The sequence below is a fragment of the Stenotrophomonas sp. 22DLJC03 genome (assembly GCF_056861405.1).
Genome location: NZ_JBSPUG010000002.1, coordinates 790,311 through 808,210, shown reverse-complemented (window position 1 = coordinate 808,210; position 17,900 = coordinate 790,311). Strand labels below are relative to the sequence as shown.

Genomic DNA, 17,900 nt, shown 5'->3' with positions numbered 1-17,900 from the left:
ATCGGAAATGAGCGGACTGTTGATCACATGGCGTCGTCCGGCGCTCGCCTTCGTCGTGTTGCTGGTGTTGCCCTCGGTGCAGGCCGGCGAACAAAAAACACAGGAGGACGCTGCACCGTGTATTGAAGTACAGGTCAACGGCGAACGGATTCCCGCCTGGGAGTGCCTGCAGCGCAAGCTGGCGCCACCGGCGAAATCTGCGAAGTCACCGCCGTTGCCCGAAGCCGAACGGCTGATGCGGCAGCCCGGCAACCAGCTGATGCAGTACAACCTGGAAGGCACGCGACAGCGCATGGGCGATGCCTTTGGTCGTTCGGTGGTACCGCAGCGTCCGGCGCGCTGATCCTGCACAGCTGTAGAGCCGAGCCCACGCTCGGCTGCTTCTGCGTGGCATCGCCGATGAATGCAAAGACAGCCGAGCGTGGGCTCGGCTCTACAGGGAGTTGGCGGGCACGATGCCATCGGTCGGCACCGGTGGCAGCTCCGGCACCGGCAGGCTGCGCGACTGGCCTGCCTGCTGCAGCTCCACAGCGCTGGCACTGATGCCAGCCAATACCGTGGATGGACCCAGCCGCTGACCGGGGGCATAGGCTTCCGCCGGGCGGCCATCCACCGAGAGCAGGGCCAGTGGCGCGTGGTCACCGGCCATCACGCCCAGCACGACCACTTCTGTCTGCACCGCACCGGGCGAAAGCAGCCGCACCAGCGGCAGACTCGCCGCTGCGTCGAACACGGGCCGCACAGGCACATTCGGCTGTGCCTCACTGGCGGCCACCGAGGGTATTTGGCCGACAAGGGTCACGCCCCAATAGGCCACCACCGCCAGCAGCAGCGTCGCCGCCAGCAGGGTCAACACCCGATTGCGATCCCAGCGCCTGCCATCCATGTTCCGCACCATTGCCACGTTCGTGTCCGACCACGCTAGCAGCCGTCGCTGACGCTTTTGTTTCATCATCCGCGCGTACGCTGGCAGGCATCGGCAAGGACAGGAGGCGATGTCGATGCAACGCATTCCGCACGGCTTCACCCTGATCGAACTGATGGTGGTGCTGGTGATCATCGGCATCTGCACGGCCGGGATCGGCCTGGGCCTGGGCAGCCTGCTCGACCCCGGCCGGCAGCTGCGGCAGGAAGGCGAGCGGCTGGCGCAGCGCCTGCAGGTGGCACGCGACGAGGCCCGCATCGACGGCCGCAGCATCCGCTGGCAGGCCGACGCCAGCGGCTATCGCTTCAGCCGCCGTGAGGGCAACCAATGGGTGACCGTACAGCGCGACGACCTGTTGCGACCGCAGCGGTGGCAGGCAACGGGTATCGCGGTGCAGCCCGCCAATGCCATCGAACTAAGCCCGGAATGGATCGGTACCGCCTGGGAGCTGGGGCTGTCGCTGGAGGGCCGCACACTGCGCCTTCGTGATGATGGCAGCGGACAATTGCAGGTCGTGCAATGAAGCGGAACATGCGCGGATTCACCTTGATCGAAGTGCTGATCGCACTGGCGATCGTTTCGATTGCGCTGGCGGCGGTGATGCGCTCGGTGGCGGTGGCCACCGACGATCAGTCACGGCTGCGTGATCGCCGCTTGGCACTGATGTGCGCGCAGGACCGCTGGCAGGAGCTTCGTTTGGCCGGGCAGGCACCCCAGGATGCACGGCAACGCTGCGTGCAGGGACGCGGAACCTTCCTGGTGCTGCAGCACCTGGGCACGGGCAGCGACGGCCAGCCGCAGCTGGAACTGAGCGTGGTCGCCGAGGATGCACCGCGGCAGTCGCTGGCGCGGATGCAGCTGCCGTGGACGGCCGCGCCATGAAGCGCGCCGTGGGCGGTTTCACCCTGATTGAGGTGATGATCGCGATCACCATCATGGGCGTGCTGGCACTGATCTGCTGGCGCGCGCTCGACAGCGTGGCCAGCAGCGACCAGCGCCTGCGACAGGCGGATGCCGAGACCACCACCGCACTGCGCGTGCTGCAGCAGTTCCAGCGTGATATCGAGATGCGTGCGGATGATGCGCTGATGAATGGCGCGGTGCGTCCGGCTGATCGTCCGCAGCGATTGCTGCCTCCGTCGCTGGTGAGCGAGCGGCACCCGGATGGAAGCTTCGCGCTGGAGATCACCCGCAGCGTGGGCAGTGATGGGCTGCACTGGCAGCGCGTGCGCTGGTGGCGTCAGGGCAGCACACTGTGGCGGGCCAGCGGCGCGGCCACGGACCGGTATCCATTGCCGGCGCCGGAACAGTCGAAGGGCATCGCGGTGGCGCGCGATGTGCAGCGGTTCGAGGTGCGCGCGTGGCAGCCCGGCGAGGGATGGGCCGTGTTGCCGAGCAAGGGCGAGGTGCTGCCAGCCACCGGACTGGAGCTGCGGCTGGGCCTGCGCGATGGGCGTGGGCCGTTGAGTTACCGGCGGGTGCTGGAGTTGTAGGATTCGTTCGTGGCACCGCATCCACGCATGGCGTAGATCTACTGCAGAGCCTGCTCCGCTGGTGGCTGGGATCTACTGCTGAGCCTGCTCTGGTGATGGCGGGGATCTACCCCCGAGCCTCCTCTGGTGGGTGCCGACCGTTGGTCGGCACTGATGCTGGCCCAGGCATCCACGCATGGCGTGGGTCTACTACCCTCCTGCCGCCGGGTGCTCTCCTGCACCCGGCGGCGCTGTGTCGGTGGTCCTCACCGCTGATGGCCGCTCCCTGCCCTCCGTGCCGTCCTGGCTGGGGCCGCCACCGCTCCCTGGCGGCTGGCCCGATGCTGCAGCCCGATGCGGTGCATCGGGCAATGCGTGCCGACCAAGGTCGGCACCTACCGGGGCATGCAATGCCTATCGGCGCTGCGTGCCATCGTCGTGGCTTGCCTGCGGGAACTGGAAGGCGCTGTTGGCGTCGTAGCCGCTGTTGGCGGTCGTGCCGCGCGCCGGCGGCGCAATGCTGCTGGTGCCACTGCCGAAACCGAGGATCTGCACGCTGATCACCGACGGCTGGTTACGCCGTGCGTCGTCCTGGCTCTTGCGCATCACGTCCTGTGCGGCCTGGCTGGCACTGTTCGCTGCCGCACTGGCCGACGCCAGCGCATTGACGTTCACCGTGGCCAACACCGGCAGGCCCTTGCTCTCACCCTGCACCTGGATGTTGGCCGCGTTGAGCATCTGCAGCGCGGCAAGGTTGATGTTGCCCGAGACGCGAATACCGGCCTCGCCTGCATCGATGGTGCCCAGCGGCGCGATCAGGTCTACGTCGCCCGGCGGCACTTCGGCGATGGGGTTCAAGGTGGCGATGCCTGCGCCACTGGCGGGAGCCTGCGGCGACAGGATCACATTGCCCCAGCCGTCATAGACGCGACGCGGCGGCGTGTACAACAAGGTGGTCTGCGAACCGCGACCGGCATTGATGTCACCCTGCTCCGACCAGGCCAGGATGTCACCGCCGAACGTCGTCATCACCCGCGACAGGCCGAGCAGCACGCTGTCCTGGCTGAACAGCCGGATGTCACCCTGCCCTTGGGTCACCAGCCCGGCACTGGCCGGTGGCACCACGCCCTGTACACCCACCACGATCTGTCCGCCCGGTGCCATCAGCTCGATGTTGCCACCGGCTTCGGTACGTACGCCGGCGCCGCCATACATCAGGATATCGCCGGTGCGTTGGATCGTCGCACCTGCTGCATCCTTGTCCGGCATCAGCGTGGCGATGGCCTCACGGCCCCGCAGGTAAGAACCAACACGTGGTCCATTCCGATCGTTGTACTCGCGGCCACCTTCGCGCAGTTCGGCGTAGTAGACCTGGCGCAGGAAGATCCGTTGCTGTTCGCTCGGCAACCGGTCGAACGCAGCCAGCACCTCGGCGCCGTCGACGGCCAGGCCGAAGCGCTGCTGCAGCCACTGCTTCAACTCCTTGTCATAGATCTTCACCGCCTTGCCGGGCTGCGATGCCAGCGACTGCGCCGGATCGGCCAGGTTGGCCGGGTCCAGGTAGCGCGTGCGCAGTGCATCGAAGTCAATGCCCTGATTGCCGGCAGTCACTGCGATGCTGGCACCGGGACGGGCATCGCCCTGGACGACGCCACCCAGGCTCACGATGCTTCCGGCCTCTTCCTGGCGCAGCTGCCGGCCCGCACTCACTTCAACGTTGCCAGGGCCGGCCACCGTCAGGTTGCTGCGGATGATGTCCCGGCCCGCCTCGATCCCGCTGATATCGGTACCGCTGGTGTTGAGCGCTGTGACGTTCGCATTGATCACGTCGCGACCGGCGCGCAGCTGTACGGCCGAGCCCGCTTCGTACCAGTCGAACAGTGTCCGGCTCTCCTCGCCGATGTTCCGCCTCAATTGCCTGCGCCCGCCGCTGCCCAACCCGATGATGTCACCGGCAACGGCATAGAAGCGGCTGGGCGACGTGGGCCGGGACGTCAGCGCACCCGTGGTCGGAGTACTGGGGCCGAACGCGAACAAGGGCAGGTTCGCCGACGGATCCGCTCCCTGCACCCCATCGTCGGAGAGATTGTGGCCGACCCGGGTCAGGCTGGCGCCCCGCTGGGCCATGAATGCAGGATCAAACGGACCAGGCAAGCGGGCGTCGCTACCGGAACGTGCAATGCCGGTGGCGTTGATCGCGGCATGGATCGAGCCTCCGGCCAGAACATCGAGCTGGCCGCTGGCCGAAGGCGCGAGCAGGATCACATCGCCCGTAGTCGCCCCCGGTCCGAGACCTCGAAGCGAGGCGCTGATGATGTCACCACTCGCTGCCACCGCGCTGAACCTGGACGGATACAGCCAGTAATTGATGCTGGCCGGAACGGATTGCTCGCGCAGCGCGATGCCTTCAGCGAACATGTTGCTACCGGTTGCATGCAGACTTCCGGCCAGGCTGGGTGCGAGATTTCCGCCTACCGAGAACAGGTCCAGTGCCGTGCCTCGGGTCCAGAGCGAGAACCACGTCGTGCCAGCTGCATGCTGGCCATCGCCCAGAACCACGTCGTTGTAGTTGGCCGTCGGCACACGCCCTGCATCTGCGGCGCCACCGAGAACAATGTCACCACGGGCCTGCAGCCGGGCAGTGGAATCACCCAGAATGAGCAGGGGCCCCGCCATCGCCACCGGGGCGTCCGCCACGAACGGATCCATCAGGCCCAGCGTTCCGTAGCTGCTCTGTATCGCGCTGAGGCCACCGATGCGTGCCGCCTGCAGCAGGGTGCTGCCGCGCAGGTTGGTCACCGCGCCATTGAGATCCAGATCCTGCAGGAAACTCTCCGGCTGCTGCGCGCTGGCGCGCAGGCCAGGATTCAACGCACCGCCACTGCGCAGGGTCAGGTCGCCGCCACCGGTCAGATGCAGCTCACCGTTGCTGAAGCGCCCGGTCGACCCGACCGCAGCAACAATCGCGCTGGAATGAGGCGCGGTCAACAGACCCAGGGCATTGCCCATCGGGTCGAGCACGCCCGCGTGGCGGCCCGCTTCCAGTGAAAGATTGCCGCCTCCCAACGTGCCGAAGCCGGTGAACCCGACCATGCGGGGAGCTGCGTCCGCTTCGGCGCCCACGGTGCTGTACGTGCCGAAGTTGATCCACCAGCTCGTGGGTGTTGCCTGGACGCCTTCGGTGGTGCCCGAACCCTGCCGCCACAACCAACCACCCACGGCTGCGCTTGAATGCCCGGCCTGGTCGCGCTGCGCCGTACCCGATTCGGACCGGGCGGTCCAGGCGTCGCCGATGATGTCGCGCCCAGCTTCAACCCTGACATCGCCGCCATGGTCGGGATACCACGCACGGTAACTGGCCAGCGCCGCATCATAGTTGCCCGACACCTGGTTCCTGCCCAACAGCGAGGTGTGCCAGGGCGCAGCCGCACGCGCCGTGTTGAACTGCGCATCGCGGCCATCACCCAGCGCCGTCGGCGCACCTGCGGTGTACACACCGAAGCCGGACTTCATGCGCACGTCCTGCGCGGCCAGCAGCGTCAGGTCTCCCTTGCCGGTTCGCAGCACGCTCCAGGCGGGAGCGCCCAGGCGCTTGCCGTAGGTGGTCACCTCGGTCAGCGTGCCACCGCCATAGCAGTAGCCCATTGCCGCGCAGATCTCTTCCTCCGACATGCCCATCTCGGCGCCCAGTTCCGTAGCCGGGCGGCCGACCCAGGATTCATCGCCCCACCATGCCAGCGAGCCTTCCTTGTCCACCAGTCGCGGGGCGGGGCCGCAATTGGGTCCGGACTCACAGACTTCGTTCTCGGTCAAACCCAGCTCCCGGGCCAGATCAGCCACGGGCTTCCCGACCCACGATTCGTCACCCCACAGATTCAGCGAGCCGTCCAGGGTGATCACGCGATCACCCTTCCATTCCGTCGTCGTGGTCACCGTCCCGATGGTGCTGTAGTGGCTGTCGGCCAGCACGATGCTGCCGTCACTTCCCCAGCTGCGGGTACGCGGATCGGCAGCGGTCGTATCGGCACCGGCCACTGCAGTCAGATCCCACGAGGTGGTCCCTTCGGGCAGCATCGCCGCCAGCGCCCAGTTGCGTCCCTGGCGCCCGCTGGCGTCGGCAGGCCGCAGTTTCACCGGCGCATCGCCGGCCAGCTCCACCTTGGTCATCGACGGGATGATCGCGCCGGCATGCAGGTCCAGCGCGCCTGACAGCTTCATCGCCATCGGCAGCGCGACGCCGGCCGGCCACACCTGTGCGGCCACCGGCGCCGGCGCGCGCAGCCGGAAGCCGGCGCCCAGGCGCGCACCCGCCTGCAACGTCAATGCCTGGGCCAGCACGGTTCCAGCCGCTACCACCTCGCCACCCGCCGTCGTCACTGCTGCGCCCAGCACGGTGCCGGCCGGCAGCAGCAGCGGTCCCGACAACCGCATTTCCGCGGGCAGCACGGTTCCGGCCGGCAGGGTCACGGCCTCGAAGGGCAGTGCATAGTTCAGCGTCGCGCCAGCACGGAATTCGGTGCCGCGCTGCAGCTGTACACCTTCGCCGGGCACGATCAGGTCGCCACCGAACGCCGTGTTGGGCGTACCGGCACTGCGCCCTTCCAGCAGCACCCAGCCGTCCTCATCGGGATTGGCAGGCGGCGGCGCGAATCCATCGTTGATGCTGCCGTAGACGTTGATATCGCCTTCGGCGCGCAGCACCAGCGCTGCCGATTCACCAAAGCCACGGCGCGCTGGATCGGTCCGGTTCGACTGCGGTCCGTAGCGGTAGCCGGACAGATCGATATCGCCGGCCACGACCAGATCGCCACGCGGGTTGTCACTGCTGGTCCGCGCCACGATCTGCACGCCGGGGCGCAGGCGATAGCTGCCCAGTGCGGCAGTACGCTGCTGCAGTACCGTATTGGTCAGCGCGGCGTTCATCCACTGGCTGTTGTCCGGGTCCACAACCGTGTCCAGCCAGTGTTGGTTGATCACCTGCGGACGATGGCCATGCACGTCCGGAGCGCTGGCCAATGGCGCCGAATCATAGCTGCGGAAGGCGTTGACCTGGACGTCGGCGGCACCGGCGATACGGATGCCGCTGGCCACGTCGATCGCGGCGTCGTTGCTGCCCACGCGTGGCACGTTGAGCTTGACGCTGCCGCGTGCGCGGCCATCGTTCTGGCCCGGGCTGCTACCCGTGGCCACCGAGGTGCCGGCGCGCAGGTCCATCGATGAGATCGCGCCCAGCTGCAGGCTGCCACTGGCCGAGGTCAGTTCGATCATCGCCCGGTTCGCGCTGTCGATGATCTTGCCGTAACTATCGACGCGCAAGGCGCTGCCATGCGCGTCCAATGCTCCGTCGATACGCAACACATCGCGGGCGGACAGGCGGATGCTGCCGACCTGTTCGCCACTGGCATCAATGCGGCCATTGACGAGCAGGCTGCCACCATCGACGCTGATATCAACGTTGCGCGCCTTCACTTCATCGCCGATCACCAGGTCGTCTTCGCTCAACTGGAACGTCCGGCCACCGGTAATGCCACCGGCGGTAAGCCGGGTGTTCAGGCCGGAGAAGTCCTGCAACTGGCGTGCACGCACTACCAGCTCGCCGCCGTCGTAGGGCACTTCAGTGCCACCGGCGTCGTAGCGGCCGCTGGCTCCGCCAAGCAACGTACCTGCCAGATCTACACGGCCGCCCTGCGGGCCCAGCGCAGCGACCGTCAAGCGGCCGCCGCGGTTGTTGCGGGCGGAAAGATCGATGCGCGACGCCGCGTCGGCAACGATGTCACCGTCACGGCTCGACAGCGCTACGTCGCCGCCCCAACTGTACTTGTCCACGTCGAACAGGCTTACCTTCCGCCCCGCCATGTCCAGCATTGCATTGCTGCCAAGCGCCATGCCCTGGCGGGCATTGGCTTCGAACCGGCCGGACGCCAGCGCCACCCGGCTGTCGATCACAACGCGTTCGGCCGTGATGGACAACTCCGCACCCAACGCATCGCTGCCCGCGGTTGCCGCAGCACCGCGCACCTGCACCGTACCGCCATTGCGGATTGCCAGCTGCGCGCCCGCGCTGCCGGTCAGCAGCGGGGTAACGATATCCAGCGCGCCGCCGCTGAACTGCCAGCCGCTGCCTGCCACGTAGTCGCCCTGGCGCTGGAAGACATCCAGGCTGCCCTTGCCGGAGAACAACATGCGATCCGACGCTGCCAGGGTAACGCCGGCGAAGCCAAGCACCTGGCGATCCGCGGCCACCGACGAACTGGGCCGGGTGAAGGGCGCACGCCCCAGTTCCAGCACCCGCGTATTGATTTCCAGCTGCCCTTGGCCAAGCCGACCCACCATCGCCTCGCCGGCCGGCTGGGTCTGCTCACCGCCGGGCAACGTGGTGCCGGCCAGCGTACCGTCCCAGATCAGCGTATCGGCGAAGATGCGGGCGCGGTCGGTCGCAGTGCCGTAACCATGAATGGCAGGGGCACCCAGCACCAGACTGCGTAGACTGCTGCGGCCGGTCGCACTGTCACGCGTATCCAGGTCCACGCTGCCGAACACATTGATGGCATCGCGCGCGGTCAGGCTCAGCGCCTCCAGCGCCGGCGCGCCGGTGGCGGTGTTTCCACGCAGCAATCGCTGCAGGACCTCCTGGTTCATGGTCATGCCCGCCGGCAGGCCGCCGGCTGCCGCTGCCACCGCAATGGCTTCGGCGCTGCCGAGATTGAGCGCCGACATGCCCAGGCCGAGCTGGCGCGTGCCGTAGCTCACCGCGTCGCCAATGCTCAGCGCGCCGTCGGTGACCACGTTGATGCTGCCTGCCGACAGCAACCGGGTCTGGCCATTGCAGTCCACCACGCATCCGCCGATGTCGATCGCCACCGGACCGCCGGCACTGCCGCCCTGCGCACTGAGCGCCGTCAAGCGCTGGTTGGACACGGCAAGCAGGCCGCCCGACACCAGATAGGGCGCCGTGGGCTGTGCCACGCGCGAGGTATTTGCCCCGGTCAAGGTATCGATCGAAGCGCCCTGCTCCACCAGGATTCCCTTGCCTCCGAACGCGGCCGACAGCAGCACTTCCTGCGCCGTCAGGTTGACGCCGTTGCGCACCACGATGTGCTGCGCCCTGCCCTCCAGCGAATGGGTCGTCGCGTCACGCCGCAGCACGCCGCCGATCAGCATCGTCTCCGGGCGGAACGCATTGAGCGCCGAGTCGAAGACGGTGGCGCCGCTACCGCTGCCGGCACTACCGCCCTGGGTGGCAATCTCCAGCGTTGCCTCATTGGAGGCGAGCAGATTGACTGAAAGCGTGCCCCCGCGTCCGTCATTGCTGCCGGCGTTGAAGCGTGACACGCCCTGGAAGATCGCGGCTGGCACGCTCGAACGTCCGGCGCCATCGCCCAACACCAGGTTGAGGTTGCCGGCGTCGGTTGGCCGCCAGCGCAGCGCTTCACCACGCCGCTCAGCCACGCCCTGTACGAAAGTGCTGTAGGAGGTCTCGTTGTAGCTGGCATGGCGGCGCACCACATCCGCCGGCGTCAGCACCAGATCGGTGAGCAGCGATGAGACTCCACCGCCCAGGCTCTGCGCCTGGTGTCCACTGACGCGCCAGGAACCCGTGCCGGTCGCCACTGCCTGGCGGCTGCCGACGGCGCTTTCGGCGCCGACTTCGACGCGGAATGCGCCCTTCTGCAGTGCGTAGCTTGCCGGCAGCAGCGTGTAGGTTCCGGCCGGGAGGCCGGGAACCCCGGCAGGAATGACAATCTGCTGGCCGATGCGCGGATCGGCGCTGCCGTCAGCGACCGCCTGCGGCGCCTGCGTGCCCGAGCGTCCCGGCATGATCGCGTAGACCGCATTGTCACTGCCGCTGAAGCGGTAGCGCGGGTTCGCATCCGCCAGCGCGTGCCTCAGGATGTCCACCGAGCCGCCGCGCCCCGCCACGAATGCGGCACCGGACAGCTCGCCTCCGCCGGAGACGTCCAGCACGCTGCCCGCCACGCCATTGAAAGCGTTGGCGACGATGTCGATACCGATCGGGATGTTGGTCGAGCCGGGGCCCAGCACATCGAAGTCGGCACCGTTACGGCGCCAGCCCACACCATCCACGGTGCCGCCAAACGGCAGCTGCAGGCCGGCACCGCTCACCGACGTCACGCTGCCTGCAAGCAGGTCGACGCGGCTGGCCGCATCGGCGTTGAATTCCCTGCCACCCAGCTGTACATGGCCCCACGGCGCCTGCACATTGCCGCCCTGCACCACCGTCGCCGCCACCAGCTCCAGGCTTCCGAACGCAGAGTCCGGTGCCGGTTGCGCGCCGCCTGCAATGCCATGGATGCGCAGTACGGCGTCGGGGTTCTGCCAGGACAGGCCTGAAGGACCGATGTCGGGGACGCCCGCCACGATGCGTCCCTTGGCCCGGGCCGCCGGATACATACGTGCGGCGCTGATATCGATCGAACCCGGGCTTGCCAGCGTGGAGACGAGTGAACTGCTGGCGACCGGGGCCAGCACGCGGATGTCACCGCGGCTGCGCAGCGCGACCTGGTCAAATCCCGCCAGCCAGGTGACGTCTCGCAGATCGATCAGATCGGCGCTCACGTCCAGGCGATGCTGCCGGCCGCTGTCGAACGCTGCCTCCAGTGGGCGCAACGTGCCTTCCCCGGCCGGCTGCCACCAGCGCCCCTGCGCAAGGCGGACATATGGCGCGGCCAGTTGCAGGCGGCCGCCCTCGCTGTTGCCCGGGACGAGGCCGAGGTAACGCTCATTCAAGCCCTGGATGCGCAGGCTCTGGTCCATGCGCAGATTGACATCTCCCAGGGCGCGGATGTCGCCGAACAGGGCCAGATGATCGAAACCACCGGCCTCGACCTGCTCCACCGACAATGCCGCATGGCCGTACTCAAGGCGTGCAGGCAGGTCCGCCGCCTGCGCGGCGTGCTGGGTCAGCGCGATAACCCGCGGCGCCAGCACGTCCTTGCCTTCTGCCGTTCTGCTGTAGGTGCCGCCACCAAAGGCAACGCCGAGGGTGCCACCGCGCGCGCCGTCGCCGCCCGCTGCTGCGTCCAGGTCGCCCTGCAGGTACAGCGCATTGCCGGCGCGCAGCACGATGCTGCCGCCGTCGCTGTCCACCCGGGTGCGCCCGCTGCCATCAATGTCCAGCAGCGCCGAAGCACCGGACGCGTCCAGCCGCGCACCGCGCTCCACCACCACGAAGGTATCGGGCGGCAAGTGGCGTACGTTGTCCTGGTCTTCCCAGTCCAACGCCCCCCCGATCTCGATCGTTCCGCCCTTGCGCACCTGTCCGCGCAATGTCCCGCGCGCGTCGGGCAGGGAAACGCTATCGCCGCTCACGTCCAGCAGGGCGCCCTCGGCAATCGTCCAGCGACGTTCGCGGCGTTGATCGCCACGCACACCGGTCGGATCGAATGCCTCGTCCAGGCGGATACGGCCGCCGGCCGCCTTCAGACTGCCAGCCACGTCCAGGTTGCCGGCGCTGAACAGTTCGATCGTCTGGCCGGCATCGACCTCGATCCTTGCGCCCTTGCCAACGAGCAGATCGGCCGTGGACAGCAGATGCCCTGCGCGCAGTGCCAAGCTCGCGCCGCCGCGCTGCGATACACGCCCGCTGGCCGGATCCGCCTCATACAGCGACGGCGTCCAGGCCTGAACGCCCTGCTCGCGGGCCAGTGCCTGCTGTGCGCCCTCGGCCAGGCGCAGCGCCGGTCGTTCCACCTGCAGCTGGGTACCTTCTTCAACCGTCAAACCGTTGTGCCCGGCGATGTCATAGCCGGCGAAGCCACTCCTGAACAGTGCTGACTGCAGTCGCAACGACGCCGCCGATGCATCTGTGCCAGGCGCGCCGATAGACACCGCACCGCCTGTTGCCAGCGAGAAATTGCCGCTTCCATTGCCGTGCGCGCTGAAGCGTGCGCCATCGCCGATACGGATCCGCCCGCTGCCGTCGGTGGCAACCTCGGTGCTGGCCGCGAGCAGGCTGACACTGCCGCCCTTGCCTACGCGCCCTTTGCCACTGGCATCGATCGCGCCGCCGGCATCGACAAGAATCGCTGCCCCTTCACCCACATGGATGTCGTGACTGCTGTTGAAGCGCATCTGTCCACCGTCGATCCACGCCTGCGCGGGGTCGCCATCCGGCGCAGCAAGCGCGTTGCTCCAACTGCCGCCGAGATCGATCCGTGCGCCCGCCGCAACATCCACCACGCCGCGTCCGGACCTCAGCAGGGCCGTGGGCCCGCCGAGCGCCGGAAGCAGGTTGCCGGCCTCCACCTGCCCGCCGGCAATCTGCACCGTCCCACCGAAGCTGACGCGGCTTGCAGTGAGCCCAAGCCGACCGCCCTCCTGCAACCTGAGCGTGCCATCCAGGTCGATACGGCCCGCAGAAGCGAGGTCCACCTGCCCCCAACGCTGAGCGCTCAGGACCTCACTGTCCAACCACACGGTATTGCGCTGTGTTTCCCCGATCGGCGCCTGCAACGTCCATGACCGGGTGTCGGCCTGGAGCGCTCCGATGCGGATCTGCGAATCGAACACTGCACTTCGGCCGTTGTTGTCGAAACGCCCGAGCCAGAGCTGCGCGTTGCGGGCCGCCGCCGTCTGTGCCTGCGCGTACCCGTCCTGCCCCTGGTCGGGGCGGCGCGTCTGCTGCAGTCCCTGAAAGGCCACCGTATCCACCTGGCCCTGCAGGACAGCCGTGGGCGCCGAGATCAGCAGACGGCCGGCATCGCGTCCCACGGTATAGCCATTGTCGAAACGCTGGGTGGGTGCCACCAGCGGATTGCGGAACGATTCGGTGACCCCCCAACGCTCCTGCTTCACTTCATAGCCCTGGTACAGACCGTCGTACAGCATCTCGGCCGGTGCATCATCAAGCCGGTACAACTGCCCGTCGCGGCCACGCAGCCAGCTCTGCTGCACCACGCCAGACTGCACATCCAGGCTGCCACCGGCCAGATTGATGCGCGAACCGACGTGGCTGACGACTTCCTTGCCTGCCAGCTGGACGGTTCCACCCTGCGCTGCCCATTCGCTGATCGAATGCCCCTGATTGTCCAGGTAGCCCCCGACTTCCAGCAGGCCGCCGCCGGCATACCAGCGCGTACCTTCATAGCCGCCGGTACCGGCGGCGACTTCGATCAACTGGCGGCGGTCGATCCACACCTCGCTACTGATCAGCTTGCCGCTGTCACGGTTGTCCGGTGAATCGCGCAGCTCGTTACCCTGCACCTTCACCTTGACGTTGTTGCTTTCCATCGCCACCTGCACGCCCACCGCACCGGAGACGTCCACGCGCGCGCCATCATCCAGATAGCTGCGTCGGCTGGCGTCGGCGATTACCTGGCCGCCGGTGGCTACCGCCAGCGCGCCGGCCTGGAAGTTCACATCGCCGCCGGAGACGACTTCGATGCGCGATTGCTCGCGGCGGTCCTGCAGGCGCGAGAGATTGTCGAAGGTGCCACTGTTGCTGCCACCGCGAAGCTTGTCCTGCTCGGCCGATTCCCTGATGAGGGCATCGCGCTGGCTGTCCAGCGCCGTGCTCTTGCCATCGTCTTCCAGCAGTACTGCAGTGGTCGAGCCGGAGGCCAGGGTCACACTGCCCGCCGCATCGGACGCCGAATTCAGCAGGTGTACGGTGCCGCGCTGATTCAGCGTGGTGGTCGCAACCGCAACGCCGGCCTGTTCGACCGTGCGGCCGGCCAGGGTGATGTCGCCCTCGCGTGCCTGGATCAGACCGCTGTTGCGAACGCTGCCGGCCGTGCTGTCAGCGACGAAGCGCGGTGCGATCTCGTTGCCACGGGTGGTCGATGCAGTGTTCTGCGCCGTGCCCACGCCACGGCGGATCACGAAACTGTCGCCGGCGGCAAGCTGGGTCTGACCTTTGCGCGTCTCGATCTGGCCCGCGTTCTCCACGCTGTGCCCAGCCAGCAGCACATAGCCACCGCCCCGCGTTGCCGTGGTCGGTTCGTGCGTGGTGATGCGTGCACCGCGTTCGACCATGACTTTGCCTACGGCGTCGGTCAGCGCCGAGGTGTTCGCCTCGGCACTGTACAGACCCTGCTCACGGAACTGCGCGTCGCTGATGCGCGCGGCCGCCGCCACCAGGTTGCGGACATTGACCTGGCTGTTGTTGCCGAACACCACACCGTTGCGGTTGGCCACGAACACCGTGCCATTGGCCTTCAGCTGGCCAAGGATCTGGCTGGGCCTTGCGGCGGGATCATTGACCCGGTTCAACACGGCCCAGTCGGGGTTCTGCAGGAAATTCAGTGTGGTGTTGCCACCAATGTTGAAGGTTTCCCAGTTCAGGATCGCCCGGTCGGCGGTCTGCTCGATGTTGACCAGCACCCGCCCGTCGGCGGCCTGCGACTGGATCGCCTCGCGGGCGTTGATCCAGCCGCGGGTCAGCGGATTCTCGTCGACCTTCAGGCCATCCTTGCCCAGCCCATCGGCGATCACGAAGCCCGCCTCGCGGCGCGCCTGCCGTGCCTGTTCCTGCAGGCGCTGCTGCAGGGCGATGGCCTGCGCGGCCGTACCAAGGTTGTCGATCGACTGCTGCAGCTTCTGCCGTGCCGCATCCTGCTGCTGCGCGGGTAGCTGGAACTGGATCGGCACGCCATTGGGCATGCGCCCGCTCTGTGCCGCCGCGCCCTGCGCCGCACCGCGCTCGGCGAACCAGCCGGGGCTGAACGCCTGTTGGGCCTGAGTGGCCGGAGCCACCACGCTGCCCAGGGCCACGGCGACGGCCCAGGCCATCGGGTGGCTGCGCCACAGGGCAGCAGGGAAACGGGCGGTGGGCGAATGCGGGTGCGACATCGGGGACCTCGTCAACCTGATGGGCCGCGTCGGCGGCGGCGTGTGTACGGATGGGCCTGCGCGAGGCACGCCCTGCACCTCATAGACGGTGGCGGCGGCGTGAAGACGACAGGCGCATCACGGTCATGCAGCGGACATACGCAGAAGGCGCCGGCATTGCTGCCGGCGCCCTTGTGCACTTCCTGCAACTACCAAAGCAATTGCAGTTACAGCGGACGGCCGATGCCCGAGCAGGTGCCGGGATTGTTCAAAGCAGCGGGGTTGCTCGCGGCCACGAAACGCATACGGATCGCATCACGCCAGGCCTTGTTAAGCGGAATGAAATTGTGCGCGCCGATGGCGGCATCGTTCGGGCCCTGCTCGACGCCGTTGACCACGACACTGCCGTAGAGTCGCGAAAGCGCTCCGCGGACTCTTGCGGCCAACAGTACATCCTTGTAGCACTGCCCAAACAGGAGATTGGTGGTACCCACGATTGGATATCCTGAGCTCGGGTTGCCGAACCACGGCACCCAGTTCGCTGGGTTCTCGGCAGCGGCACCGGCCGGCGGTGGCACGTTGTCCAGTGTCGCTTGAGTACTCACGTCCTTTGGAGAGAAGCCCTTGACCTGTGCAACTCGAGTAGCATCCGAGAGATCAAGAGACAGGTCTGGACCTGTGTATCCCATTGTTCCGACGGTCGTAAAAATGGCGGCGTACACCGCCGCGTCACCGGACGCCGGAGCTGCAACAAAGTTCTCGGGAACACTAGTGAACAGATTGGCGAAGGTCGACTGCACCGAAAACGCCGGCACGCCGTTGGTCAGCTTCAGCGTGGTGCCTGAGACATCGGCCGGCTGGCAGGCGCTGGTCAGGAAACGGGCCAGCAATTCAGTGGCGCCGCTGCTCTCGCCACGGTAGACAACCCGAATGGTGCCGGTGCGGGCGCTGTCGATGGTCGACCAGTTGGTGATCTTGCCGGAGAATATCCCGCAGATCCGGGTGACCGACAGGTCAATTGCTGAACCAGGCTTGTTGAAGGGAATAATCACCGGAGCCAGCGCAACCGGAATCTGGATCAATGCCCCATAACGGGTGGGATCACCAGCCCGGTTGAAGGTGCTGTTGTAGCTGTACAACTCGGTGCTGCTCAGTACCGCATCGCTGCCAGCAAAGTGGACAGTCCCCGTCGTCGAAAACAGTGATGGCTCATTGCTCAGGAATGCCCGCTTGCCGACGCCCGAGCTGGTAGGGACGTAGCTGAACGAGGTCGGAAGAATGCTGTCCGGACTGCCTTGGTACAGAGCTGCGGGCATTGTCGCGCCACCGCCCTGGACAAGAATTTGGGCATCTGCTTCTAGCGTTCCGACCAACACGCAACTGGCGAGCCAGAAAGCCTTCAATAGCAAGTTCATGAGATTGGCAACTCCATGCCTTGTCTGGATACGGTCGTTCATACCGCAGTGCGCCGGCCTGACGGCCGGCGCACGCGGAGAACACTTCTATGTCGCAGTTACAGCGGACGGCCGATGCCCGAGCAGGTGCTCGGATTGTTCACCGCACCGGCGTTGGTGGCGGTGGCGAAGCGAGCACGGACCGCATCGCGCCAGGCCTTGGTCAGCGGGATGAACTTGTGCGCGCGGATGGCGACGTCGTTCGGGCCCTGCTCGACACCGTTGACCACGGTGCTGCCGTAATGGCGGGTCAGGAAGCCGCGCACGTTGGCGCCGACGGTGGCGTTCTTGTAGCACTGGCCGAACACGAAGTTGGTGTAGCCAGCGATCGGATAGCCCGCGCTCGGGTTGCCGAACACCGGCACCCAGTTCGCCGGGTTCTCGGCAGCGGCACCGGTCGGCGGCGCAGCGGTTTCCAGCGTGGCCTGCACGCTCACTTCATCCGGCGAGAAGCCCTTGACCTTGGCGACCTTGGTGGCGTCGGTCAGGCTCGGGATGACGTCCGGGCCGACATAGCCAACGCGGCCGTCAACGGCATAGACGGCGTTGTACAGCGCGGTGCCACCGGTGGCCGGTGCGGCGATGAAGTTCGACGGCACGGTGGTGAACAGGTTGGCGAAGGTCGACTGCACCGAGAACGCCGGCACGCCGTTGGTCAACTTCAGGTTGCTGCCCGACACGTCAGCCGGCTGGCAGGCGCTGGTCAGGAAGCGGGTCAGCAGTTCGCTGGTGCCGCTGCTTTCGCCACGGTAGACGACCTGGATGTCACCGGTACGGCCCAGGCCCGCCAGCTGGCTCCAGCTGGTGATCTTGCCGGAGAAGATGCCGCAGATCTGGGTCACCGACAGGTCAACGGCCGAACCGGCCTTGTTGAACGGAATCGTGACCGAGGTGGCCACCGACGGAATCTGCACCAGGGCGCCGTAGCGGTTGGCATCGCCGGACACGTTGTAAGTGCTGTTGTAGGTGTTCAGTTCGGTGCTGCTCAGCACCGAATCGCTACCGGCGAAGTGCACGGTGCCGGTGGTGGAGAACAGCGCCGAGTTGTTTTCCAGGAAGGCCTTCTTGCCGGTACCCGAGCCGGTCACGGCGTAGCTGAAGTTGGCCGGCAGGATGCTGTCAGCCGAACCCTTGTAGAGGTCGGCCGGCAGCGAGGCACCGCCACCGGTGACGGCGGTCTGCGCCGAAGCGGCACCGGCGGTGGCCAGCAGCGCGGTAGCAACCAGCGCGGCCAGGGTCTTGTACTTGTTCATGATCTTC

The 17,900-nt window shown here is 67.0% G+C and carries 8 protein-coding genes; 4 read left to right on the top strand and 4 right to left on the bottom strand.

The annotated features are described in order from the left end of the window. Positions 1-7 precede the first annotated feature (7 nt). Entirely contained in the window at positions 8-343 is a 336-nt protein-coding gene (locus AC13GA_RS09600; protein ID WP_482997963.1) for a hypothetical protein, read from the top strand. Positions 344-433: 90 nt separating this feature from the next. Here the strand turns inward: AC13GA_RS09600 and AC13GA_RS09595 are convergent, their stop codons facing one another. Further along, the gene (locus AC13GA_RS09595; RefSeq protein ID WP_253077748.1) at positions 434-886 is read right to left on the bottom strand and encodes a general secretion pathway protein; all 453 of its coding nucleotides are present in this window, start codon (positions 884-886) and stop codon (positions 434-436) included. 115 nt (positions 887-1,001) lie between these two features. On the opposite strand from AC13GA_RS09595, the gene gspH reads away from it, so the two are divergent. The 3 genes from gspH to AC13GA_RS09580 are packed head-to-tail and all read left to right on the top strand — an operon-like array spanning position 1,002 to position 2,418. Next, the gene (gspH, locus tag AC13GA_RS09590; protein ID WP_317233317.1) at positions 1,002-1,448 is read left to right on the top strand and encodes a type II secretion system minor pseudopilin GspH; all 447 of its coding nucleotides are present in this window, start codon (positions 1,002-1,004) and stop codon (positions 1,446-1,448) included. Next, complete coding sequence (gspI, locus tag AC13GA_RS09585) at positions 1,445-1,807, top strand: type II secretion system minor pseudopilin GspI (RefSeq protein WP_136637916.1); 363 nt, start codon at positions 1,445-1,447, stop codon at positions 1,805-1,807. Before gspH ends, gspI begins: the two co-directional genes overlap by 4 nt. After that, positions 1,804-2,418, top strand: a complete 615-nt coding sequence (locus AC13GA_RS09580) for a prepilin-type N-terminal cleavage/methylation domain-containing protein (protein ID WP_253077751.1) — start codon at positions 1,804-1,806, stop codon at positions 2,416-2,418. The genes gspI and AC13GA_RS09580 overlap by 4 nt, the downstream gene beginning before the upstream one ends. Before the next feature lie 393 nt (positions 2,419-2,811). On the opposite strand, the gene AC13GA_RS09575 is transcribed toward AC13GA_RS09580, so the two are convergent. The 3 genes from AC13GA_RS09575 to AC13GA_RS09565 form a co-directional block, all read right to left on the bottom strand. After that, entirely contained in the window at positions 2,812-15,207 is a 12,396-nt protein-coding gene (locus tag AC13GA_RS09575; protein ID WP_482997962.1) for a filamentous hemagglutinin family protein, read from the bottom strand. Between the two features lie 206 nt (positions 15,208-15,413). Then, positions 15,414-16,601, bottom strand: coding sequence for a substrate-binding domain-containing protein (locus tag AC13GA_RS09570; RefSeq protein WP_295381370.1), 1,188 nt, complete (start codon positions 16,599-16,601; stop codon positions 15,414-15,416). Between the two features lie 98 nt (positions 16,602-16,699). Then, positions 16,700-17,893 (bottom strand): substrate-binding domain-containing protein, encoded by a 1,194-nt coding sequence (locus AC13GA_RS09565; protein ID WP_049403384.1) that lies wholly within the window; start codon positions 17,891-17,893, stop codon positions 16,700-16,702. Positions 17,894-17,900: the final 7 nt, after the last annotated feature.